The sequence below is a fragment of the Alistipes sp. Marseille-P2263 genome, assembly GCF_018101075.1.
In the GTDB taxonomy this organism is placed as follows: Bacteria; Bacteroidota; Bacteroidia; order Bacteroidales; family Rikenellaceae; genus Alistipes; species Alistipes dispar.
The window spans coordinates 57560-80010 of record NZ_JAGQEJ010000005.1; the positions used below are offsets into that span (position 1 = coordinate 57560).

The 22451-nt window shown below is 64.3% G+C and carries 18 protein-coding genes; 11 read left to right on the forward strand and 7 right to left on the reverse strand.

Annotated features, from left to right (window positions below; all coding sequences use genetic code 11):
• Nucleotides 1-22 precede the first annotated feature (22 nt).
• Nucleotides 23-2839, forward strand: coding sequence for an excinuclease ABC subunit UvrA (gene uvrA / locus KB554_RS07480; RefSeq protein WP_211035385.1), 2817 nt, complete (start codon nucleotides 23-25; stop codon nucleotides 2837-2839).
• A gap of 51 nt (nucleotides 2840-2890) precedes the next feature.
• The gene (locus tag KB554_RS07485) at nucleotides 2891-3433 is read left to right on the forward strand and encodes a DUF4251 domain-containing protein (RefSeq protein WP_141427423.1); all 543 of its coding nucleotides are present in this window, start codon (nucleotides 2891-2893) and stop codon (nucleotides 3431-3433) included.
• Between the two features lie 99 nt (nucleotides 3434-3532).
• Here the strand turns inward: KB554_RS07485 and ispF are convergent, their stop codons facing one another.
• Nucleotides 3533-4012 (reverse strand): 2-C-methyl-D-erythritol 2,4-cyclodiphosphate synthase, encoded by a 480-nt coding sequence (gene ispF, locus KB554_RS07490; RefSeq protein WP_141427421.1) that lies wholly within the window; start codon nucleotides 4010-4012, stop codon nucleotides 3533-3535.
• Nucleotides 4013-4244: 232 nt separating this feature from the next.
• Between ispF and KB554_RS07495 the strand changes: the two genes are divergently transcribed.
• From KB554_RS07495 to obgE, 5 genes are all read left to right on the forward strand, one after another.
• Nucleotides 4245-5747: a glutamine synthetase family protein gene (locus KB554_RS07495; protein ID WP_211035386.1), complete on the forward strand. Its 1503-nt coding sequence runs from the start codon at nucleotides 4245-4247 to the stop codon at nucleotides 5745-5747.
• A 295-nt stretch (nucleotides 5748-6042) separates the two neighbouring features.
• The gene (locus KB554_RS07500) at nucleotides 6043-7494 is read left to right on the forward strand and encodes an aminoacyl-histidine dipeptidase (protein ID WP_211035387.1); all 1452 of its coding nucleotides are present in this window, start codon (nucleotides 6043-6045) and stop codon (nucleotides 7492-7494) included.
• A 114-nt stretch (nucleotides 7495-7608) separates the two neighbouring features.
• The gene (locus KB554_RS07505; protein ID WP_211035388.1) at nucleotides 7609-10032 is read left to right on the forward strand and encodes a TonB-dependent receptor; all 2424 of its coding nucleotides are present in this window, start codon (nucleotides 7609-7611) and stop codon (nucleotides 10030-10032) included.
• 89 nt (nucleotides 10033-10121) lie between these two features.
• Nucleotides 10122-11228: an alanine dehydrogenase gene (gene ald, locus KB554_RS07510; RefSeq protein ID WP_141427414.1), complete on the forward strand. Its 1107-nt coding sequence runs from the start codon at nucleotides 10122-10124 to the stop codon at nucleotides 11226-11228.
• Nucleotides 11229-11440: 212 nt separating this feature from the next.
• A complete protein-coding gene (gene obgE, locus KB554_RS07515) occupies nucleotides 11441-12454 on the forward strand; it encodes a GTPase ObgE (RefSeq protein WP_141427412.1) in 1014 nt (337 codons plus the stop codon).
• A 55-nt stretch (nucleotides 12455-12509) separates the two neighbouring features.
• On the opposite strand, the gene KB554_RS07520 is transcribed toward obgE, so the two are convergent.
• Genes KB554_RS07520 through serB form a run of 3 tightly spaced genes read right to left on the reverse strand, consistent with a single transcriptional unit; the run spans nucleotide 12510 to nucleotide 15269 of the window.
• Entirely contained in the window at nucleotides 12510-13304 is a 795-nt protein-coding gene (locus KB554_RS07520; RefSeq protein ID WP_211035389.1) for a DUF5689 domain-containing protein, read from the reverse strand.
• Nucleotides 13279-14049 carry a DUF5689 domain-containing protein gene (locus tag KB554_RS07525; protein WP_211035390.1) on the reverse strand — a complete coding sequence of 257 codons (771 nt, stop codon included), beginning with the start codon at nucleotides 14047-14049 and terminating at the stop codon, nucleotides 13279-13281. Before KB554_RS07525 ends, KB554_RS07520 begins: the two co-directional genes overlap by 26 nt.
• Nucleotides 14046-15269 (reverse strand): phosphoserine phosphatase SerB, encoded by a 1224-nt coding sequence (gene serB / locus KB554_RS07530; protein WP_211035391.1) that lies wholly within the window; start codon nucleotides 15267-15269, stop codon nucleotides 14046-14048. Before serB ends, KB554_RS07525 begins: the two co-directional genes overlap by 4 nt.
• A gap of 106 nt (nucleotides 15270-15375) precedes the next feature.
• Here serB and KB554_RS07535 point away from each other — a divergent pair, with 106 nt between their 5' ends.
• The 3 genes from KB554_RS07535 to KB554_RS07545 all read left to right on the forward strand — a co-directional run bounded on the left by KB554_RS07535 (nucleotide 15376) and on the right by KB554_RS07545 (nucleotide 17321).
• On the forward strand, nucleotides 15376-16314 hold the full coding sequence (locus tag KB554_RS07535; RefSeq protein ID WP_211035393.1) for a mechanosensitive ion channel domain-containing protein: 939 nt from the start codon (nucleotides 15376-15378) through the stop codon (nucleotides 16312-16314).
• A 27-nt stretch (nucleotides 16315-16341) separates the two neighbouring features.
• Nucleotides 16342-16746, forward strand: coding sequence for a DUF5606 domain-containing protein (locus tag KB554_RS07540; RefSeq protein ID WP_211035395.1), 405 nt, complete (start codon nucleotides 16342-16344; stop codon nucleotides 16744-16746).
• A gap of 86 nt (nucleotides 16747-16832) precedes the next feature.
• A complete protein-coding gene (locus tag KB554_RS07545; protein WP_211035397.1) occupies nucleotides 16833-17321 on the forward strand; it encodes a methylglyoxal synthase in 489 nt (162 codons plus the stop codon).
• Between the two features lie 57 nt (nucleotides 17322-17378).
• On the opposite strand, the gene dusB is transcribed toward KB554_RS07545, so the two are convergent.
• Both dusB and KB554_RS07555 read right to left on the reverse strand, forming a co-directional pair.
• Nucleotides 17379-18401 carry a tRNA dihydrouridine synthase DusB gene (gene dusB, locus KB554_RS07550; RefSeq protein ID WP_141427401.1) on the reverse strand — a complete coding sequence of 341 codons (1023 nt, stop codon included), beginning with the start codon at nucleotides 18399-18401 and terminating at the stop codon, nucleotides 17379-17381.
• Nucleotides 18398-19684: a hemolysin family protein gene (locus KB554_RS07555; RefSeq protein ID WP_141427398.1), complete on the reverse strand. Its 1287-nt coding sequence runs from the start codon at nucleotides 19682-19684 to the stop codon at nucleotides 18398-18400. Before KB554_RS07555 ends, dusB begins: the two co-directional genes overlap by 4 nt.
• A 209-nt stretch (nucleotides 19685-19893) precedes the next feature.
• On the opposite strand from KB554_RS07555, the gene argS reads away from it, so the two are divergent.
• Nucleotides 19894-21684, forward strand: a complete 1791-nt coding sequence (gene argS / locus KB554_RS07560) for an arginine--tRNA ligase (protein WP_211035398.1) — start codon at nucleotides 19894-19896, stop codon at nucleotides 21682-21684.
• Between the two features lie 141 nt (nucleotides 21685-21825).
• Here argS and hisIE read toward each other — a convergent pair whose 3' ends face one another.
• Nucleotides 21826-22446: a bifunctional phosphoribosyl-AMP cyclohydrolase/phosphoribosyl-ATP diphosphatase HisIE gene (gene hisIE, locus KB554_RS07565; protein WP_141427395.1), complete on the reverse strand. Its 621-nt coding sequence runs from the start codon at nucleotides 22444-22446 to the stop codon at nucleotides 21826-21828.
• Nucleotides 22447-22451 lie beyond the last annotated feature (5 nt).

The window sequence follows — 22451 nt, forward strand, 5'->3', positions numbered from 1 at the left end:
GGGACGTCCTTTTTGCCGAACGATGGAAGACACGATTAAGATATACGGCGCCCGGGTCCACAACCTCAAGAACGTGGACCTCGAGATTCCGCGCCGCAAGCTGGTGGTCATCACGGGCCTTTCGGGCTCGGGAAAATCCTCGCTGGCCTTCGATACGATCTATGCCGAGGGACAGCGCCGCTACATGGAGACCCTTTCGACCTACGCCCGGCAGTTCGTCGGGACGATGGAGCGCCCCGACGTGGACAAGATCACGGGGTTGAGCCCCGTGGTGGCCATCGAACAGAAGACGACCAACAAGAATCCCCGCTCGACGGTGGGGACCGTCACCGAGATCAACGATTTCCTGCGTCTGCTCTACGCCCGCGCCTCGCGCGCCTATTCGCCCGTCACGGGCGAGGAGATGGTGCACTACACCGACGAGCGGATCGCCGAGCTGATCCTCTCGGGCTTCGCCGGGCGGCGCATCGCCGTCATGGCGCCCGTGGTGAAGGGCCGCAAGGGCCACTACCGCGAGCTGTTCGAGACCCTGGCCAGAAAGGGTTACATCTATGCGCGCATCGACGGCGAGATACGCGAAATCTCGGCCGGGATGCGGCTGGACCGCTACAAGATCCATACGATCGACCTGGTGGTGGACCGGCTCGTCGTGAGCGGGGAGTCGGCCGAGCGGCTTATGACCTCGCTCCGCGAGGCCATGCGGCAGGGCAAGGGCACGATGGCCGTCTATGACTACGGGACGGAGCAGCAGCGTTTCTATTCGCGCCACCTGATGTGTCCTTCGACGGGCATCGCTTTCGAGGACCCCGCGCCGCACACCTTCTCGTTCAACTCTCCGAAGGGCGCCTGTCCCCATTGCAACGGCCTGGGCGAGGAGGCGGTCTTCGACCTGGAGAAGATCGTTCCCGATCCGGGGCTGTCGCTGCGCGAAGGGGCCGTGGAGCCGCTGGGCAAGTACCGCAACAACCTGCTCTTCGCCATGCTGGAGATGCTGGGCCGCCGTTATGACTTCACGCTCGACGATCCCGTGTCGAGTTTCTCCGAAGAGGGGTTGAACGCCGTGCTGTACGGCGATTCGGAGCCGCTGACGGTCGATCTTTCGGAGTTCAGCTCCTCGGGCGGGCGGCAGTTCCTGCAGTGGGAGGGCGTCGCCGAGTACATCGGCCGCACGGAGGACGAGGACTCGAAGCGCGGCCAGAAGTGGCGCGACCAGTTCCTCATCTACCGCAAGTGCTCCGTCTGCGGCGGTTCGCGCCTGCGGAAGGAGGCCTTGCAGTTCCGCATCGACGGAAAGAATATCGCCGAAGTGTCGGCCATGTCGATCGCCGATTTTTCGGAGTGGGTGGCCGGTATCGGGGAGCGGATGACCGAGAAGGAGTGGCGTATCGCGCAGGAAGTCGTCAAGGAGATCCGCGAGCGGCTGCGCTTTCTGATGGACGTGGGGTTGGGCTACCTGTCGCTGTCGCGCTCGTCGCGTTCGCTTTCGGGCGGCGAGAGCCAGCGCATCCGGCTGGCCACGCAGATCGGTTCGAAGCTGGTCAATGTGCTCTACATTCTCGACGAGCCTTCGATCGGGCTGCACCAGCGCGATAACCGGCGGCTGATCCGCAGCCTCGAGGAGCTGCGCGACGCAGGCAACTCGGTGATCGTCGTCGAGCACGACGAGGACATGATGCGCGCCGCCGATTTCATCGTCGATGTCGGCCCCCGCGCGGGCCGCAGGGGCGGCGAGATCGTCGCCGCAGGCACGTTTGACGACATCCTGAAGTCGGGGACCGTCACGGCCGACTACCTGACGGGCCGGCGGCGGATCGAGATTCCCGCGCATCTGCGTCCCGGCACGGGCGGGCGCATCGTCCTCCGCGGTGCGCGGGGCAACAACCTCAAGAACGTCACGGTCGAGTTCCCGCTGGGAAAACTCGTCTGCGTCACCGGCGTGAGCGGTTCGGGCAAATCGACGCTCGTGAACGAGACGCTGCGGCCGATTCTCTCGAAGGCGCTCTACCGCTCCTTCGACCAGCCGCTCGAATACGACTCGGTCGAGGGCATCGAGCATATCGACAAGCTCGTCGTCGTGGACCAGTCGCCCATCGGACGTTCTCCGCGGTCGAATCCGGCGACCTATTCGAACGTCTTCTCCGATATCCGCAAGCTGTTCGAGATGACCCCCGACGCCCAGATCCGCGGGTTCAAGGCGGGACGCTTCTCGTTCAACGTCAAGGGCGGACGCTGCGAGGAGTGCCGCGGCGCGGGCGTGCAGACGATCGAGATGAATTTCCTGCCGGACGTCTATGTACGCTGCAAGGCGTGCGGCGGCCACCGTTACAACCGCGAGACGCTCGAGGTGAAGTACAAGGGAAAGAATATCGACGACGTGCTGAACATGACGGTCAATATGGCCGTGGAATTCTTCGAAAACATTCCCGCTATCCACCAGAAGTTGCGCGCGATTCAGGAGGTGGGGTTGGGCTATCTGACGCTCGGGCAGCCCTGTACGACCCTTTCGGGCGGCGAAAGCCAGCGCATCAAGCTCGCCTCGGAGCTTTCGAAGCGCGACACGGGCCGCACGCTCTACATTCTGGACGAGCCGACCACGGGACTGCATTTCGAGGACATCCGCCTGCTGCTGGAGGTGCTCGACAAACTCGTGGACCGCGGCAACACGGTCATCGTCATCGAGCACAACCTCGACGTCATCAAGGTCGCCGACCATCTGATCGACATGGGCCCCGAGGGCGGAGCGGCCGGGGGACGGATCGTCGCCTGCGGCACGCCGCACGAGGTGGCGCGCTGTCCGGAGAGCCATACGGGCCGATTTCTCGAAAAATTAGGTCTTTAGCCTCCGCTGGCCCCGATTTTGCTTTCATAGCCGTAACAAATCTTATGTGCTATGAAAAAAACAGTCATCATCGTACTCGGGCTGCTGATGTGTGCGGCGGCCGTCACCGTCATCGGACAGAAAAAGGTGCTCTCTCCGAAACAGGAGCGCCGCGAAGTGCGCGAGAAGCGGCGTGCGGAGCGGATCGCCAACTACGAACAGTTCATGGATTCGCTCGTGCAGTCGCGCAACTTCCAGTTCAATCCGCAGTCGATGCAGCGCCAGCCGGCGGGGCCCCTGCGCCAGATCATGAACCCCGAGTTCAGCCTCGGCATCTGGGACGGCACGGCCGACATCTGCCTGCCTTATATAAAAGGGTATGTGGCTCCCTACTACGTCACGATCATCAACTACACGGTTTCCGATCTGCAGGGCTACACCACCGAACAGACCCAGGAGGGGTGGATGGTCAGCTTCTCGACCTCGCTCTTCTCGGCCTCGACCTATACCTTCACCCTCGAGATCTTCTCGCGCACGGGCGGGGCGAACCTGACGATCACCAATCCGTGGTACAATCCCGTGCAATATACGGGCACGATTTCGCAGTTCTATTAGCGGACTTTGCTTTTCCGCGGCGACCGCGGACCCTCCTTCGGCGACCGTTTCCGGCAGCTCATGCGGCCGGGAGCGGTCCGTCCGTTTTCCGGCGGGCGGTTATTCCCGGTAGATCAGCGCCACGGCCGAGACCGATACGCCCTCCTCCCGGCCTTCGAACCCGAGCCGTTCGGTCGTCGTCGCCTTGACCGACACGCGGTCCGTCTCCACGCCCATCGCTTCGGCCATCGCCGCGCGCATGGCGTCGATATGGGGACGCAGTTTGGGGCGCTGCATCCGGATCGTGCAGTCCACGTTGCCGATCTCGTATCCCTCGCGGCGCAGCAGCTCCGCCACGCGGCGCAGCAGAATTTTCGAGTCGATGCCCTTGAAGTCGGCCGACGTGTCGGGGAAGTGCAGCCCGATATCGCCCAGCGCCGCCGCACCCAGCAGCGCGTCGCACACGGCGTGTATCGCCACGTCGCCGTCCGAGTGCGCCACGCACCCCTTCGTGTGGGGGATCTCGACCCCGCCCAACACCAGATGCAGCCCCTCTTCGAGGGCGTGCACGTCGTATCCGTGTCCTATTCTGAAATCCATGTGTCGGAGGTTTTTCGCACCGCCGGCGTGCCTGCGCGTCCTCTCTTCCGGGAACGTCGGACCGCACCGGGCGGCTTTTCTTGACATACAAAGATAACGCTCTCCCGCCTTTTTGCCAAGTCCGCCGGAAATTTTCCGTCCGGATTTTGCCGTTTGTGTTTTATTTTCGTATCTTTAGGTGCGATTCGCTTCCGGATCGGCGGAAAAACGAACCTTAAACTTTCGAAATATTATGAACACGACGCTCAATCCCGACCCGCTGGTGCGCTTTCTCGGAAAGCCCCGGGCAGCTTTCACCCGTTCGGACATCGTCCGGTATGTCCGGGAGAACGGAATCGAAATGATCAACCTGCGTTATCCGGGGGCCGACGGCCGCCTGAAGACGCTCAACTTCGTCATCAACGACGAGGATTACCTGGAGAGCATCCTCACGTGCGGCGAACGCGTGGACGGGTCGAGCCTCTTTCCCTACATCGAGGCCGGGGCGAGCGACCTGTACGTCGTGCCGCGCTACCGCACGGCGTTCCGCAATCCCTTCGGCGGGATTCCCGCCGTGGACATCCTGTGCAGCTACTACACGAAGGACGGCGAACCGCTCGACATGGCTCCCGAGCAGACCCTCCGCCGTGCGCACGAGGAGCTGCGGCGCGCGACCGGGCTGGACTTTCACGTGATGGGCGAGCTGGAGTTCTACGTCGTCTCGCCGAAACAGGATCTTTTTCTGGCCGCCGACCAGCGGGGCTACCACGAATCGACGCCCTTCAACAAGGGCGCCGCGTTCCGTGCGCAGGCCATGAAATACATCGCCCAGGCGGGCGGCGAGATCAAGTACGGTCACTCCGAGGTGGGGAACTTCACGCAGGGCGACCGCATGTACGAGCAGAACGAGATCGAATTCCTTCCCACGGACCTCGAGTCCGCCGCCGATCAGCTCGTGGTGGCCAAATGGATCATCCGCACGCTGGCCTGCGAGTACGGCGTGGACGTGACGTTCGCGCCGAAGATCACTGCGGGCAAGGCCGGCAGCGGTCTGCATGTCCACACGCGTCTGATGCGCGGGGAGCGCAACGCGATGGTGGGGCCGGACGGCTCGCTGTCGGACGAGGCTCTGAAGGCCATCGCGGGCTACCTCTGGCTGGCTCCTTCGCTGACCGCCTTCGGCAACACCAATCCCACCTCCTATTTCCGGCTCGTCCCGCATCAGGAGGCGCCCACGAATATCTGCTGGGGCGACCGCAACCGCTCGGTGCTCGTGCGCGTGCCGCTGGGCTGGAGCGCAGGGGCGGGCCGCATGGCCTGCGACGCCAATCCGCTGGAGCGGCCCGCGACGCCGGACGTGAACCTCAAGCAGACCGTCGAGTTCCGCTGTCCCGACGGCTCGGCCGACATCTACCTGCTGCTGGCCGGACTGGCCGTCGCTGCGCGCCACGGCTTCGAGATGGAGAACGGCACGCAGTACGCCCGCGACCGCTATGTGGACGTCAATATCTTCGACGAGCGGCATCGGGAGGTGCTGGCGCGGCTGAACCGGCTTCCCGCCTCGTGCGAGGAGTCGGCGCGGCGGCTGGAGGAGCACCGGGCCGTTTACGAGCGCCACGGCGTCTTCTCGCCGCGCCTGATCGACGGACTCGTCGCACGCCTCGCGGCTTTCCGAGACGCCGACCTGCGGCGGGAGCTGGCCGGGGACGAAGAGAAGGTCCGCGAGCTGGTCGAAACCTATTTTTATTGCGGCTGACCGCAGTTTTTCCGTCCGAAATCCGTACCTTTACGGGTGGAATCCCGGGACTGTCCCGGCTTTCCGCCCGATGGGGCGTATCCGTACGTGCGGTGCGTTTCCGGATCGCCGGCCGGGCGTCCCGTTTTGCTGCGCTTTCGTTGCGAAAGCCTCCGCCCGGGGCGGGGATTCAGGGCCGAGTCGGACTTGTGCGTGCCGTCGCGGGCGGCGAATCGCGGCTGTCCGGATTCGCACGGCGGCGTAAGGGCGTTGCATAGATTGAGGAAAATAAGTGTAACTCTAACATTTTTATAGTATGTCAGCAATCACCTCGCTGGAACCCCGCATCGTCTGGGAGCAGTTCGATGCCATCACGCGGGTTCCGCGCCCTTCGAAGAAAGAGGGCAGGATCATCGAATTTCTCGTCGCGTTCGCCGAGAAGCACGGCATCGAATACCGTAAGGACGCCACGGGTAACGTCGTGATGCGCAAGCCCGCCACCCCGGGTTACGAGGACCGTCCGGGCGTGATCCTGCAATCGCACATGGACATGGTCTGCGAGAAGCGTTCGGATGTCGAGTTCGACTTCGAACGCGACGCTATCCGCACGCGCATCGACGGCGGGTGGGTGAAGGCCGAAGGAACGACGCTCGGCGCCGACTGCGGCATCGGCATGGCCGCCGCATTGGCCGTGCTGCTCGACCCCGCGGCGCAGCACGGGCCGCTGGAGGCACTCTTCACCGTCGATGAGGAGACGGGGCTTACCGGAGCCTTCGGACTGGGGGAGGGGATGCTCACGGGCAAATACCTTCTGAACCTCGATTCGGAGGACGAGGGCGAGTTGTTCATCGGCTGCGCCGGCGGCATCGACACCCTCGCCACGTTCCGTTACACGGCCGGGGCGGCACCTGCCGACTACGCCTATTTCCGCGTCGGGGTCTCGGGATTGCAGGGCGGCCATTCGGGCGACGACATCGACAAGGGCCGCGTCAATTCGAACAAGGTCGTGGCGCGTTTCCTGTGGGCCGCGATGCAGGAGTTCGACCTGCGGCTGAGCCGTTTCGACGGCGGCAATCTCCGCAATGCCATTCCGCGCGAGGCATGGGCCGTCTTCGGCGTGCCGGCCGGCCGCAAGGCCGGGTTCGCCGCCTTCTGCGAGCGGTTCGCCGCCGACCTCGGAGCCGAATTCCGCCTGCGCGAGCCGTCGTTTAGGATCGACTTTTCGGAGACGGAGCGCCCCGCGTCGGTCATCGACGCCGCGACGCAGCGGGGGCTGGTCTATGCGCTCGCGGGCGTGCCGAACGGCGTCGTGGAAATGTCGTTCGCCGTGCCGGGGCTGGTCGAGACCTCCACGAATCTCGCCTCGGTGAAGTTCGAGGGCGAGGACCGCATCGTCGTCACCTCGTCGCAGCGTTCTTCGGTCGAGAGCGCCAAGCTCTGTGTCATGCGGAGCGTCGAGGCGGTCTTCGCGCTGGCCGGGGCCGAGGTCGTCCATTCGGACGGCTATCCGGGCTGGGAGCCCGACCCTGCGTCGCACCTGCTGGAGGTGACCGCCGGCGCCTACGAACGGCTGTTCGGCACGAAGCCCAGGGTCCGTGCGATCCACGCCGGGCTGGAATGCGGGCTTTTCCTCGAAAAATATCCCCGTCTGGAAATGGTCTCCTTCGGGCCGACCCTGCGCGGCGTCCATTCGCCCGACGAGCGGCTCGAAATCGCCACGGTCCCCAGATTCTGGGAGCTGCTGCTGGAGACGCTGCGTAGCCTCTGATCCGGCGGCATTCCGTTCGGAGCGGCGTGCGACAAACCGTTTGTCGCACGCCGCTTTCGCGTTTGGCACTCCCGGAATTTTTGCTATATTTGTAGTGTAAAAGGACCTGATCGTATGCCGAAAAGTCTCTTCTGCCTCGTCGTTTTCCTGCTGTCGGGCGGAACGGCTGCGGCACAGTATCCCGACGACGAGTACTATCCCTATGCCGAACGCGAGGAGCGGCGGGAACTGCTCGTGACCGATTCGACCCTTTTCTACCGCGCCGTCCAGTCCGCCGCCGACCTCTACGGCGAGCAGACGGACTTCAACCTGCCGCAGGTGGCCTTCAAGCGCCGCGGGCTGGAACGCCGCGCCGGGCGCATCTCCTTCGCGGGCATGGACCTGTCGTACCGTTATCTTCCGGCCTTGCGGCTGCTGGGCGCGGAGGAGATCCGTTACGCCGGACTCGTGCCGCCGCCCGGCGAGTCGGGCGGCGCGGGCGGCGTCCGTCTCGTCGGCTTTTCCGCCGGGGAGCCGTTGCAGCCCTTTCTGGCGTCGGTGCGGCTGACCGACCGCAATTACCTCGCGGGGGCGAAGGTCGCCGCCTCGGCGCATCTGGGGCGGGGGTGGCGCGCCTCGCTGGCGCTGGATGCCCGCACGGGACGCGACATGCACGTCGAGGGCGTCTTCACCAATGCCCTGACCGTCGGACTGCGGCTCTTCCGCCGTTTCGGCGGGGAGCACGCCTTGTCGCTGGTCTGCATCGTCCCGCCCTCGGTGCGGGGCACGCGTCTTTCCTCCTCGGAGGAGGCTTTCACGCTGACGGGCGACCGGCTCTACAATCCGGCATGGGGCTATCAGGACGGGCGGGTGCGCAATTCGCGCGTGCGGCGCGAGACGCTGCCGCTCCTCGTCGCCGACTACGCCGTGCCGCTCTCGGAGGCGGCCTCGCTCTCGCTCCGCCTCGGGGCCGAAGCGGGCGTCGCGCGTTACAGCATGCTCGACTGGTACGACGCCCGCACCCCGATGCCCGACAACTACCGTTACCTGCCGAGCTACACGGACGATCTCGAAACCGAGCGGGCGTGGCTCACGCGCGACCCGCGCTATACGCAGATCGACTGGGACGAGCTGATTCGCCGCAACCGGATGCAGGGCGGTCATGCGGTCTATGCGCTCGACGACCGGGTGGAGCGGCCCGTGCGTCTCTGCCTCGACGCCGCCTTTTCGGTCCGCACGGACTCCCGCCTGACGCTCCGTTGCGGGGTGTCGCTGCGCAGCGACCGAACCCGTTTCTACCGGCAGATGCGCGACCTGCTCGGGGCCGGTTACGTGACGGATATCGACCGTTACCTGGTGGACGACGACACGTACAGCAACCTGCTCCAGAACGATCTGCGCCATCCCGACCGCACGATCCGCGAGGGCGACCGCTTCGGTTACGACTATGCGATCCGTTCGCGCGAAATCCGGGCGCGGTTCTGCGCCGAATACCGCTCCGACCGTTTCCGCTTCGATCTCTGCGCCGAGCTGGGCGCCGCCGCCGTCCGGCGGCGGGGGTTCTACGAGAAGGAGCTCTTCCCCGGGGCGCTCTCCTACGGACCTTCGCGCACGGTCCGTTTCGCCCCGTGGCGGCTGAAGGCGCTCGCCGGCTGGTCTTTCTCCCCGCGCAGCTACCTCGAGGCCGCCGTCATGGCCGGAGCCGAACCGCCGCTCTCCGAAGCGCTTTTCTACCAGCCTTCCTACAACAACCGCATCGTCGATGATTCGTCGCCCGAGCGCACCTTCGCCGCCGAAGCGTCGTGGCGCCGCACGGGGCCTTCGCTCGACATGCGCATCACGGCCTTCGCCGTCGCCGTGTTCGACGGTCTGGAGACACGGCGCTATTACGACGATCTGGCGGCGCTCTTCTGCGACATGTCCGTTGCGGGGATCGGCCGTCTCTGCCTGGGGATCGAGGCTGCCGCCGAGGTGCGCCTTTCCTACCGCTGGAGCCTTGCGCTGGCCGCTTCGGCGGGCCGCTACCGCCATATCCGCGATCCGCTCCTCACGGTCCTCTCCGACGTGGACAACACGGCGGTTCTGACGCACGCCGCAGGGCGTATGGCCGGCTGCGCGGTGGGCGGAACGCCCCAGACCGCGGCCACGGCCGGGGTTTCCTACTTCGGTCCGAAAGGGTGGGGCGGCCGTCTGTCGGCAGGCTATGCCGGCGGACGCTACGTCGAGCCGATGCCTCTCCGCCGCACGGACCGCATCGCCGGACAGGCCGCGCTCACGCCCGAGGCGTTCGACGCCTTCACCCGTCAGGAACGCCTCGCCGACGCCTTCACGCTCGATGCGTCGTTGTTCAGAACCTTCTATTTCGACCGTTCGCGGCTGACCGCTTCGCTGCTGCTGCGCAACCTCACGGGCGGGCGGGACACGGTTTACAACGGCTACGAGTCGCTGCGCGTGCGGCGCATCCGTTCGGGCGACGCGACGGAGTGGATGCCCCATGCTTCGCGCCGGACGTACGCCTGGCCGCGTTCGTTCTACCTTACGGTCTCTTACCGTTTCTGACCGGAGGGTAAAAAATCGTTCGGTTTTTTTGCATTTCGATACAAAATGCGTATTTTGGAAGGTGAAAAACCTTTAAAATATCCCGCGTTATGATTATCGGCATTCCAAAAGAGATCAAGAACAACGAAAATCGCGTCGGCCTCACTCCCGCCGGCGTGCAGGAGTTCGTCAAACGGGGACACGACGTCTTCGTGCAGGCTTCGGCCGGCGAGAACAGCGGTTTCCCCGACAGCGCCTACGAGGCGGTCGGCGCCCGTATCCTCCCCACGATCGAGGAGATCTACGCCACGGCCGAGATGATCGTCAAGGTCAAGGAGCCGATCGCTCCCGAGTACAGGCTCATCCGCCGGGGGCAGCTCGTCTTCACCTATTTCCACTTCGCCAGTTGCGAGGCGCTGACCCATGCGATGATCGACAGCGGGGCGGTCTGCTGCGCCTACGAGACGGTCGAACGGGCCGACCGTTCGCTGCCGCTGCTCATTCCCATGTCCGAGGTGGCGGGGCGCATGGCCACGCAGGAGGGACGCTACTTCCTCGAGAAGCCGCGCGGCGGCAAGGGCGTGCTGCTGGGCGGCGTTCCGGGCGTGAAACCCGCCAAGGTCTTCGTCATCGGAGCCGGCGTGGTCGGTACGGCCGCGGCCCGCACGGCCGCCGGAACGGGCGCCGACGTGACGATCTGCGACATTTCGCTGCAACGGCTCACTTACCTGGCCGACGTAATGCCGCGCAACGTCAAGACGCTCATGTCCTCGGAATACAACATCCGCGAGGAGCTCAGACACGCCGATCTGGTGATCGGTTCGGTGCTGATTCCCGGCGCGAAGGCGCCGAAACTCGTCACGCGGGAGATGCTGCGCGAGATGGAACCCGGAACGGTGATGGTGGACGTGGCCATCGACCAGGGCGGTTGTTTCGAGACGTCGCATCCGACGACGCACGAGGATCCCGTCTATTACGTGGACGGTATCCTGCACTATTGCGTGGCGAACATTCCGGGCGCCGTGCCGCGCACTTCGACCCTCGCGCTCACGAACGCCACGCTGCCCTATGCCCTCCAGTTGGCCGACAAGGGATGGCGCCGCGCCGCGAAGGAGAATCCCGAGCTGGCGCTCGGTCTGAATATCGTCGAGGGCCGGGTGGTCTATCGTCCCGTGGCCGAGGCGTGGGGACTGGAGTACGAGCCGCTGGCGCTCTGATCTTCCGGGGAGCGTCCTGGAAAACGTCCCGTCGCAGCCGTCGTCTGCGGCGGGACGTGCCGTCTGCCGCTCCGGGTCCGGTTTTTCCCGGAATCCGTTCCGGTACGCCGGATGCGGAACCGGTGCGGGGGTGTTTTGTTCTGCGCCGCATCAAATAAATTTGCCGCAGCGCCCGCTTTGCACTATCTTTGCCCCTTGAAAAGAAAACCGTTATGGCAAGTTCCAACTTCGTAGATTACGTGAAGATTTTCGCCCGCTCGGGTCACGGCGGGGCCGGCTCGGCGCATTTCCGCCGCGAGAAGTTCGTGGCTTTCGGCGGTCCGGACGGCGGCGACGGCGGCAAGGGCGGCAGCATCGTCTTGCAGGGCGACAGGCAGTACTGGACGCTGATCCACCTCAAGTACCAGCGCCACCAGTTCGCCGAAGACGGGCAGAACGGATCGGGCGCCCGCTCGTCGGGCAGGGATGCGCGGGACATCGTCATTCCCGTGCCGCTGGGTACGGTCGCACGGCGGGTCGTGGAGCTGGAGGACGGCACGACGACCACCGAACCCGTGGGCGAGGTGACCTCCGACGGCGAACGGCTCGTGCTGCTCCGGGGCGGCCGGGGCGGTTTGGGCAACTGGCACTTCAGGAGCGCCACGAACCAGACGCCGCGTTACGCCCAGCCGGGCGAGGAGGGCGAGGAGGGCGCTTTCATTCTCGAACTGAAAGTGCTGGCCGACGTGGGGCTGGTGGGCTTCCCCAATGCGGGCAAATCCACGCTGCTGTCGGTCGTCTCGGCCGCGAAGCCGAAGATCGCCAACTACGCCTTCACGACGCTCGAACCCAATCTGGGTATCGTGGAGGTCCGCGACGGCCGTTCGTTCGTCATGGCCGACATTCCGGGCATCATCGAGGGGGCGCACGAAGGCCGCGGCCTCGGCACGCGCTTCCTGCGCCATATCGAGCGCAATTCGGTGCTGCTGTTCATGATTCCTGCCGACAGCGATGACATCCGCCGCGACTACGACATTCTGCTCGGGGAGCTCACGCAGTACAATCCCGAGCTGCTCGACAAGGAGCGGCTGCTGGCCGTCACCAAGTGCGACATGCTGGACGAGGGGCTGATCCGCGAGATGCGCGCGCACCTGCCCGAGGGCGTTCCGGCGGTGTTCATCTCCTCGGTGTCGGGGCTGAATATCCGGAAGCTGAAGGATATGCTCTGGGAGGCGCTCCAGCGCTGATCCGCCGGAGCCCGTCCTGCCGGAGGCGATATATTCGCCGGCCCCGTCCCTCACGTCAGAGACCGTTCTCCGGAAACAGGATGTCGCGGTTGGTGACGCGCAGCGTGTATTTTCCGTCGAAATAGTCGATTACGCCGTATATCGAGCCCGTGCCCGCCGGTACGGGCTCTTTGGCGTAGGTGCAGGTCCCGGCGGTTCGCACGGGCAGGGTGTGCCCCTCGTCGTCGGCGAGCGTACGCTCGGTGGTCACGCTCCGGCCCGTCTGCGGGTCGGTGTCGCACCATTTCGCGCCCGCCTGCGGAAAATGCACGCCGTCGATCCGGACGCGGGTGTCGATATGCCGTTCCGCGATCCGGTCGATCGTGACGGCTTCGGCTCGCAGCCCCTCGTCCGCCTCCGGCATCCGGACACTGACGTAGCGGGCGAAATCCTCCGCCGGAATGCGGCCTGTGCCGCTGCCTTCGGGGGCGACCCCGATCTGGATCTTCCCGCCGTAGTCGCACAGCACGAGACCGTGGCAGCGCAGCGTCGCCACGTAGCCGAACGGACAGACGTCCGCCACCGATTCGAGGTCTGCGGCGACGGTGATTCCGCCCGTCGCATCCTCGATCACCAGCGATTTGGTGAATTCGCCGTAGCGGTCGTTCGCCGCGACGTAGCCCTGCACCGTGATCTCCTGCGTCACGACGACGCTGTTCCTTCCGTCGCAGAGCGACTTGAGATAGGCCACGGAGTTCGTCGCCCGCTGCTCCTCGCGGGGCGCGGGATGCGTGGCCTCGTCGCATCCGGCCGCGAGCGCCGCCGCGCATACGGCGAGCAGCGTTTCAAAGTGTCCGGCAGTCCGTCTCATCGCGCAGTTTGAGTATGTAACGGCCTCCGCCCGTCTCGTCGCGCTGGAGAATCCCCGTGAGCGACACCTGCCCCGCGGGCACTTCCTCGTCCGCGAAACGCGCATAGGTGCGGACGTAGGTGTAGATTTCCGCGCCCTCGTCGTCGGCGAAGCGTTTGTATCCGGACCAGGTCGAACCCGAAAGGTCTTCGGGACGGTAGATGAGGCGGTCGATACGCACCAGCGTTCCGCAGCGCTCCGGCGTCAGCTCCGCGATCCGGAGCCTCGCGGGTTCGAGTTCCCGCAACGTCTCTCCGTGACGGATCAGCGCGGCGTCGAGCGCGGGCTTCGATCCGATGTAATCCGTCGCATAGCCGCTTCCGGGGCCGGGCAGCCGTCCGGCTTGCAGTACGCCGCGGCTTTCGCCCACGGCGAGCCCTTCGAGCCGCAGCGTCACGCGGCAGCCCGCGGGGTAGTCGTTATGAAGCTGGTCTATGCCTGCCATGACCTCGATCGCCGCGTTCCCGTCCTCGATGCAGAGGGAGCGGTAGAAGTTGCGCGCCCGGTCGCTGCTCGTCACCGTGCCTTCGACCGTGATGTCGCCCGTCACGGGGAAGGTCTCCCCGGCGTAGAGCGCGCGCAGCGCGGCGATGGTTTCGGTCCGCGGGGGCGGCTGCGCGCCGTCGTCCGGCTCCCCGAACGAGGAGTCGCAGCAGCCCGCCGCCAGCGACAGCAGCGCTCCGAGAACCGTTGTACGCCGTATCATTGCTCGATGCGCGAATCCTTGAGTCCGAGGAAATAGAGGATGCCGTCCAGTCCGATCGTCGAGATCGACTGCCGGGCCGTGGCCTTCACCTTGGGCTTGGCGTGGAAGGCGATCCCCAGTCCCGCGAGGCTGAGCATCGGCAGGTCGTTGGCCCCGTCGCCCACGGCCACCGCCTGCGCGAGGTTGATCTCCTCGAACTGACACAGCAGACGCAGCAGCTCGGCCTTGCGGCGTCCGTCCACGATTTCGCCCGCGTAACGGCCCGTCAGGCGTCCGTTCTCGATCTCCAGCTCGTTGGCGTAAACGTAGTCGAAGCCGTACCTCTGCCGCAGGTAGTTGCCGAAATAGGTGAATCCGCCCGAAAGGATCGCCGTCTTGTAGCCCACGCGCTTGAGAATGGTCATCATGCGTTCCAGTCCCTCGGTGATGGGCAGCGAGCGGGCGATCTCCTCCATCACCGCGACGTCCAGCCCCCTGAGCAGCGCCACACGCTGGGTGAAACTCTCGCGGAAGTCGATTTCGCCCCGCATGGCGCGTTCGGTGATTTCGCGCACCTCGGCTCCGACGCCGGCCCGGTCGGCCAGCTCGTCGATCACTTCGGTCTCGATGAGCGTCGAATCCATGTCGAAGCAGATCAGCCTCCGGCTGCGGCGGTAGATGTCGTCGCGCTGGAACGAGACGTCGAGCCCCAGCTCCGAGAGGTTCATGAACCGCTCCTGCATCGCGGCGCGCTCCTCGTCGGTGAGCGATCCGCGCACCGAAAGCTCGATGCACGACCGCGCCGTGCGGTCGTCCTCGCGCAGGGGTACGCGCCCCGTCAGGCGTTTGATGGCGTCGATGTTGAGCCCGTGTTCGGCCACGGTTTTCGTCACCTCGGCGATGTGGCGCGCCGTCACGGTGCGTCCCAGCAGCGTGATGATGTAGCGGTTCTTGCCCTGCCGGCTCACCCAGTCCTCGTAGCGGCGTTCGGCGATCGGGGCGAATCGGATCATCACGCCCAGCTCCGAGGCTTTGAACAGCAACTCCTTCATGATGTTGCCCGACTTGTCGGCCGTGGTCCGTATCAGGATGCCGAGCGTCAGCGACTGGTGGATGTTGGCCTGGCCGATGTCGAGGATGAAGGCGTCGTAGCGCGCCAGAATCTCGGTCAGCGACGAGGTCATGCCGGGCTTGTCCTCCCCGGATATGTTGATCTGAATGATTTCTACGTCGTTTCGCATCTTCGGTGGTGTATTTCGGTCCTCTTCTGCAAGAATATGGACAAAGTTAATAAACTTCTCTTTTTTTTGGCTATTTTTGCATGGCAAACTTCTAAGGAACGGAATTATGAATTTTCTCGACGGCATCCTGTTCGACCTCTTCGCGGGGGCGGGCAAGTCGGCTCCCCTGATGGTCCCCGACAGCGTGCAGAAAGCCAATTTCGCCGAGACGGTCCGCAAGCTGGCCAACCTCGACGTGGACCAACTGCTGCAAAACCTGCTCTCCGAGGCGGTGTGGATTCTCGTCAAGGTCCTCATCGCGCTGACTATCTACTTCGTCGGACGCTGGATCGTGCGGCGGATCATACACCTTCTCGATGCCGTCTGCGAACGGCGCCAGGTGGACGTGTCGCTGCGTTCGTTCCTCCGCAATACGGTCCGCGTGGTCTTCATGCTGTTGCTGGTGCTCATCGTGGTCTCCACGCTGGGCGTGAACGTCACGTCGCTTATCGCCGTCTTCTCGGCCGCCACGCTGGCTATCGGCATGGCCCTGAGCGGTACGGCGCAGAACTTCGCCGGCGGGGTGATGATCCTGCTGATGAAGCCCTACCGCATCGGCGACTACATTTCGGCGCAGGGACAGTCGGGCACGGTCCGCGAGATCAAGCTCTTCTCGACGGTCATCACGACCGTGGACAACCAGACGATCTACATTCCCAACAACTCCATCGCCACGGCCATCATCGACAACTATTCGACGGCCGACGTGCGCCGCGTGGACTGGACCGTGGGCATTTCCTACGGCGACGACGTGGACACGGCCCGCAGGACCATCCTCGGCATGCTTGCGGCCGATCCCCGCGTGTTGCGCGAACCGGCCGAGCCGGTGGTGTGGGTCTCGGCGCTGGCCGACAGCTCGGTGAACCTCACCGTGCGCGTGTGGACGAAGAACACCGATTTCTGGGACGTCTTTTTCGAGTACAACGAGCGGTTCTACAAGGAGCTGCCAGCCGCGGGAATCAACTTCCCCTTCCCGCAGATGGACGTGCATGTGAAGAACGAATAACCTTAACCCAAAGATATTCATACGATTATGGAACTGAAAGAGATTCTGGCCATTTCGGGGCAGCCCGGACTTTATAAATATGTGGCGCAGTCCACGCGCGGCGTGATCGTCGAGTCGCTGCTCGACGGCCGGCGCATGAACGCCGCGGCGAACGCCCGTGTGAGCGCCCTCTCGGAGATTTCGATGTTCACCGAGGGCGACGACATTCCGCTCGCTGAGGTGTTCACCCGCCTCTACGCCCATACGGGCGGGAAGGAGGCCATCAGCCCCAAGGAGGCTCCCGAGAAGCTCAGGGCCTTCTTCGCCGAGGTACTCCCCGAGTACGACCGCGACAGGGTGCATGTCTCGGACATGAAGAAGTGCTTCGCGTGGTTCAACATCCTCATTGGAGCCGGTTTCACGGAATTCTGTCTTCCCGCCGAGGAGGAGTAGCGGACCTATGCCCGGCCTCTCGTAAGGGGGCCGGTTTTTTACGGAAACGGGAGGGTCCGCGGACCCTTTCATGAAGAAACGACGATATGGAACAGAAGATCAAAGCGCTGGCTCTGGTGGCCCACGACAACATGAAGCGCGACCTGGCCGAATGGGTCGATTGGAACTGCGCGAAACTCAGTCCGCACCATCTGATATGCACCGGTACGACGGGCAAGATGGTCGAGAAGACGCTCCGTGATCACCGCAGGGAGCACGACAAGGCCGACGGACCGCATCCCGACCTGCGCATTACGCTGCTCAAGTCGGGCCCGCTGGGCGGCGATCAGCAGCTCGGATCGCTCATCGCCGACGGCAGGATCAATGCGCTGATTTTTTTCTGGGACCCCATGTCGGCCCAGCCGCACGATGTCGATGTCAAGGCGCTGCTGCGCCTGGCGACGCTCTACAACGTTCCCACGGCCATCAACCGCTCTTCGGCCGACTTCCTGATCTCCTCGCCGCTGTTCGAAGATGACGGCTACGAGCCGGTGGTCAAAGATTACAAGGCTTATATCGAGCGCGTGCTGAAGTAGCGGCATGAATACGGCCGTTACCGCCGCCTTTCCCTGTCTGGCTGCGGTTCCCCGTTGTCAGAGGTCGTGCGACAGCGGCGCGGGGACCGTGCCCGAGAGGTCGAAGTCTCCCCAGCGCTCGGCGATGAAGTCGAGCGTGGAGTAGAGTTCGTCGGGATCGAGCGACGTCACGAGTTTGAGGCGCGTGGCCTTGAAATCGGGCAGCCCCTTGAAGTAGTTGGTCAGGTGGCGGCGCATTTCCAGAATCCCCACGTGCGGGCCTTTGACCTCGAGCGACTTGCCCAGGTGTTCCCGGGCGATCTCCACCCGCTCCGCGACCGACGGCTGGGGCAGCACCTCGCCTGTCCGGAGGAAGTGCTTCACCTCGCGGAAGATCCACGGCCGGCCGTAGGTCGCGCGGCCGATCATCACGCCGTCCACGCCGTAGCGTTCGAACATTTCGGCCGCCTTCGGTCCCGAATCCACGTCGCCGTTGCCGATGATCGGAATGCGTATCTGCGGGTTGTTCTTCACCCGGCCGATCAGCGTCCAGTCCGCTTCGCCTCGGTACATCTGTGCGCGCGTGCGGCCGTGAATCGTCAGCGCGGCGATGCCCGTGTCCTGCAGGCGGAGGGCGATCTCCTCGATATTTTTCGACTCGTCGTCCCATCCGAGGCGTGTTTTCACCGTCACGGGCTTGTTCACCGCCCCGACGATCCGCCGCGTCATTTCGACCATCAGCGGCACGTCGCGCATCATGCCCGATCCGGCTCCCCGTCCGGCGATCTTCTTCACCGGGCAGCCGAAGTTGATGTCGATGATGTCCGGCCCGGCCGCTTCGGCCATCCGCGCCGCCTCGACCATCGGTTCGACGAGGTGGCCGTAAATCTGGATGCCCACGGGGCGTTCCGCCTCGTCGATCTCGAGCTTGCGGAGCGATTTGGCCGCGTCGCGGATCAGACCGTCCGAGGAGATGAACTCCGTGTAAACCACGTCGGCCCCGAACCGTTTGCACATGTAACGGAACGACGGGTCCGTCACGTCCTCCATCGGAGCCAGCAGAAGCGGCTTCTCGCCCAGTTCGATGTCCGCTATTTTCATACCTCTTGTGCCGGGTCTTCCGGAATGCGCGTGATGAGTATTTTGTCGATGCGTGCGCCGTCCATGTCCACGATCTCGAATCCGAAACCGCCCCATTGCAGCCGCTCTCCGGTTGTCGGGATGTGCTTCAGTTGATCGAGGATCAGGCCGCTGACGGTGTTGTAGGCGTTGGTGGGGTGCTCCTCCTCGGCACCGAAGTGGAGCAGGAAGTCGTAGAACGGGCATTGTCCGTCCACCAGGCAACTGCCGTCCTCGCGCGGAACGATGTCCGGCTCCTCGCTCTGCTCGGGCAGCTCGCCCACGAGCGCCTCGAAGATGTCGCGCAGGGTGATGATGCCGCGCGTCACGCCGAATTCGTCGCAGATGATGCCGTATCCCAACTGTTCGTTGCGTAACTGTTCGAGGGCGTTGTAAACCTCGAAACCCTCGTGGAAGAACTTGGCCGGCTCGATCAGCGCGCGCAGGTCGAACCCTTCGTCGGGGAGGTGTACGAACAGGTCCTTGAGGTAAACCACGCCGAGCAGCCTATCGAGCGTTCCGTCTCCCACCGGGTAGCGGTTGTGCGGCTCGGCGGCGACCTTCTCGCGGATCTGCTGCGCGCTCATCGCCGCGTCGAGCCACACCATTTCGCTGCGGTGGGTCATGATCGACTCCACCGTGCGGTCGCCCAGCGAGAAGACCCGGCCGACGATCTGCTGTTCGACCTGCTGCACCTCGCCGTCCTCGGCCCCCTCCTGGATGATCGAGCGGATTTCCGCCTCGGTGACCTTCGTTTCGGCCTCGCGCAGTCCGAGCAGGCGGGTCACGCCTGCCGTGCTCTTGGAGAGCAGCCAGACGAACGGCGAGGCCGCGGCCGCGAGCAGCCGCATCGGGCGGGCCATGATCTTGGCCATGCGTTCGGCGGCGTTCATGCCGATCCGTTTGGGAACCAGCTCGCCGAAGATGAGCGTGAGGTAGGTGACGACGATGACGATGGCGAACTGCGCCGCGAGGGTGGCCGTGGCGATCGGAATACCCAGCCGCGCCAGCTCCGCGCCCGCCTTGCCGGCCAGCGCATCGCCCGAGTAGATACCCGTGAGGATGCCGATCAGCGTGATGCCGATCTGGATGGTCGAGAGGAACCGGTCCGGGTCCCGGGCGAGTTTGAGCGCCTGCCGCGCCGACGCGCTGCCCTGCCGGGCCTGCATTTCGAGGTTCGAACGGCGCGCCGAGATGAAGGCGATTTCCGACATGGCGAACAGGCCGTTCAGCAGGATCAGTAACAGAATGATCAGTATTTCCATCTGACGAGTGTTGGTCGTTTTCCGGCGGCGGACGGCGGCGGTTCCGAAGGGACGGATGCGGCCCGGCCGGGGCCTGCCGCCCGCATCGCGCGGGTTATTTTCCGCAAAGATAGGCAATGTTTTCCGATATTGGGGAGATTCCCGCCCCCGGGAATTGATTATTCGTCGAAAATCGCTAAATTTGCAGGCGAAAAATCGCAGAGCACACAATGAATATCGAAACCTTTATCTCGGATGCGGTCCGCCGTTCGGTGGAGGCGCTTTACGGCGAGCTTTCGGGCGAGCAGTTGCAGATTCAGAAAACCCGCAGGGAATTCGAGGGCGACTACACCCTCGTGACCTTTCCGCTGCTGCGCCGCAGCCGCAAGTCGCCCGAGGCCACTGCGACCGAGATAGGCGAATACATGACGGCCCACGTGCCGGAGATCGCGTCGTTCAACGTCATCAAGGGATTCCTGAACCTCTCGCTCGACGGCGCGTTCTGGGCGGCCCGCTTCGAGGAGATCGCCGCCGACGACCATTTCGGCCAGGCCGCGCCGACGGGCCGCACCGTGATGATCGAGTACTCGTCGCCCAACACCAACAAGCCGTTGCACCTGGGCCATATCCGCAATAACCTGCTGGGTTACTCCGTGGCGCAGATCCTCGCGGCCAACGGCCACACGGTCATCAAGGCCAACCTGGTGAACGACCGCGGCATCCATATCTGCAAGTCGATGCTGGCGTGGAAACTCTACGGCGGCGGCGAGACCCCCGCTTCGTCGGGCATGAAGGGCGACCACCTCGTAGGCAAGTACTACGTCGAGTTCGACAAGCACTACAAGGAGCAGATCAGGGAACTCGTGGCCGCCGGGCAGTCGGAGGACGAGGCCAAACGGAACGCGCCGATCATGCGCGAGGCGCAGGAGATGCTGCGCCGCTGGGAGGCGAAGGATCCGGAGGTCTATTCGCTCTGGGAGACGATGAACGGTTGGGTTTACGAGGGCTTCGACGTAACCTACAAGGCATTGGGCGTCGATTTCGACAAGGTTTACTACGAGTCGCAGACCTACCTGCTGGGCAAGTCGCTCGTCGAGGAGGGCCTTGCCAAGGGCGTCTTCTACCGCCGCCCGGACAATTCGGTGTGGATCGACCTCACGGGCGATGGGCTGGACGAGAAGCTGCTGCTGCGCGGCGACGGCACGTCGGTTTACATGACGCAGGACCTCGGTACGGCCTACCGCCGTTTCGAGGACAACCGGCTCGACGACATGATCTATGTCGTGGGCAACGAGCAGAACTACCACTTCCAGGTGTTGAAACTGGTTCTCAAGAAGCTGGGCTACGCCGAGTGGAGCGATCATATCACGCACCTTTCCTACGGCATGGTCGAGCTGCCCGAGGGCAAGATGAAGTCGCGCGAGGGCACGGTGGTCGATGCCGACGACCTGATCGCCGCGATGGTGCAGACCGCGCGCGAGATGTCGGCCGAACTGGGCAAGCTGGACGGCTGCACGGAGGAGGAGGCCGACGCCGTTTCGGCGATGGTGGGCCTCGGGGCGCTGAAGTACTTCATCCTCAAGGTCGATCCCAGGAAGACGATGCTCTTCGACCCGCGCGAGTCGATCGACTTCAACGGCAATACGGGCCCCTTCATCCAGTACACCCACGCACGCATCCGTTCCGTGCTGCGCAAGGCTGCCGAGGCGGGCATCGGTCTTGAGGGCGACGGCGACGGAGCCGCCGCGAACTACCTGCCGGAGGAGATCGCCCTCGTCAAATCGCTGACGGAATACCCTGCCGTGGTGAAGGCCGCGGGCGACAGTTTCGCCCCTTCGATCGTCGGAGCCTATGTTTACGAGCTGGCCAAGACTTTCAACGGCTACTACCACGATCATTCGATTCTCCGGGAGGAGAACCCCGCCGTGCGCCGGATGCGTCTGCGGCTGGCCGGGCAGGTCGCCCGCGTCATTCGCAGCGGCATGCGCCTGCTGGGCATCGACGTCCCCGAACGCATGTGATCGGACCGCTTCCGGGGACGCGAACGAACGCCCCTGCCGTGCAATGCGGCAGGGGCGTTTTTCGTCCGGCTGCGGGCCTTTCCGGGGCCGTTTGGCGTTCGGGCCTTTCCGGTCCGTCCTTCCGGTTCCGGCGGGCGTTCTTCAGGCATGTCTGCGCGCCAGTTCCTTCTCGAGGTCCGCGATCGAGCACCCGGTGGCTTCGAGCAGCACGAGCAGGTGGTATATGAGGTCCGAGGCTTCGTAGATCATCGCCTCGCGGTTCTTCGCTACGGCCTCGATCACCGTCTCCACGGCCTCCTCGCCGACCTTCTGGGCGATCTTGTTCACACCGCGCGTGAAAAGTTTCGAGGTGTAGGAGCCTTCGGGCATTTCGGCGTGCCGGCCGCGGATGACGCTTTGCAGGTAGCGGATGAACCCTTCCGTTTCGGGCAGGGCCGCTCCGAAACAGCTTTTCGACCCCGTATGGCAGGTCGGGCCGTGGGGGATGACCCTTATGAGCAGCGTGTCGTTGTCGCAGTCCGCCGCCACGGAAACGATGTCGAGCCAGTTGCCGCTCGTCTCGCCCTTCGTCCAAAGGCGGCGGCGCGTGCGGCTGTAAAAGGTGACGCGTCCTTCGGCGAGGCTTTTCTCGTAGGCTTCGCGGTTCATGTAGCCCAGCATGAGCACCTGCAGGGTGCGGTCGTCCTGAATGACGGCGGGAACGAGCCCGTCGGGGAGCTTTTCGGCATCGAGTTCCGAAAAGGGTTTCGCTGTGATTTTCATGTTTT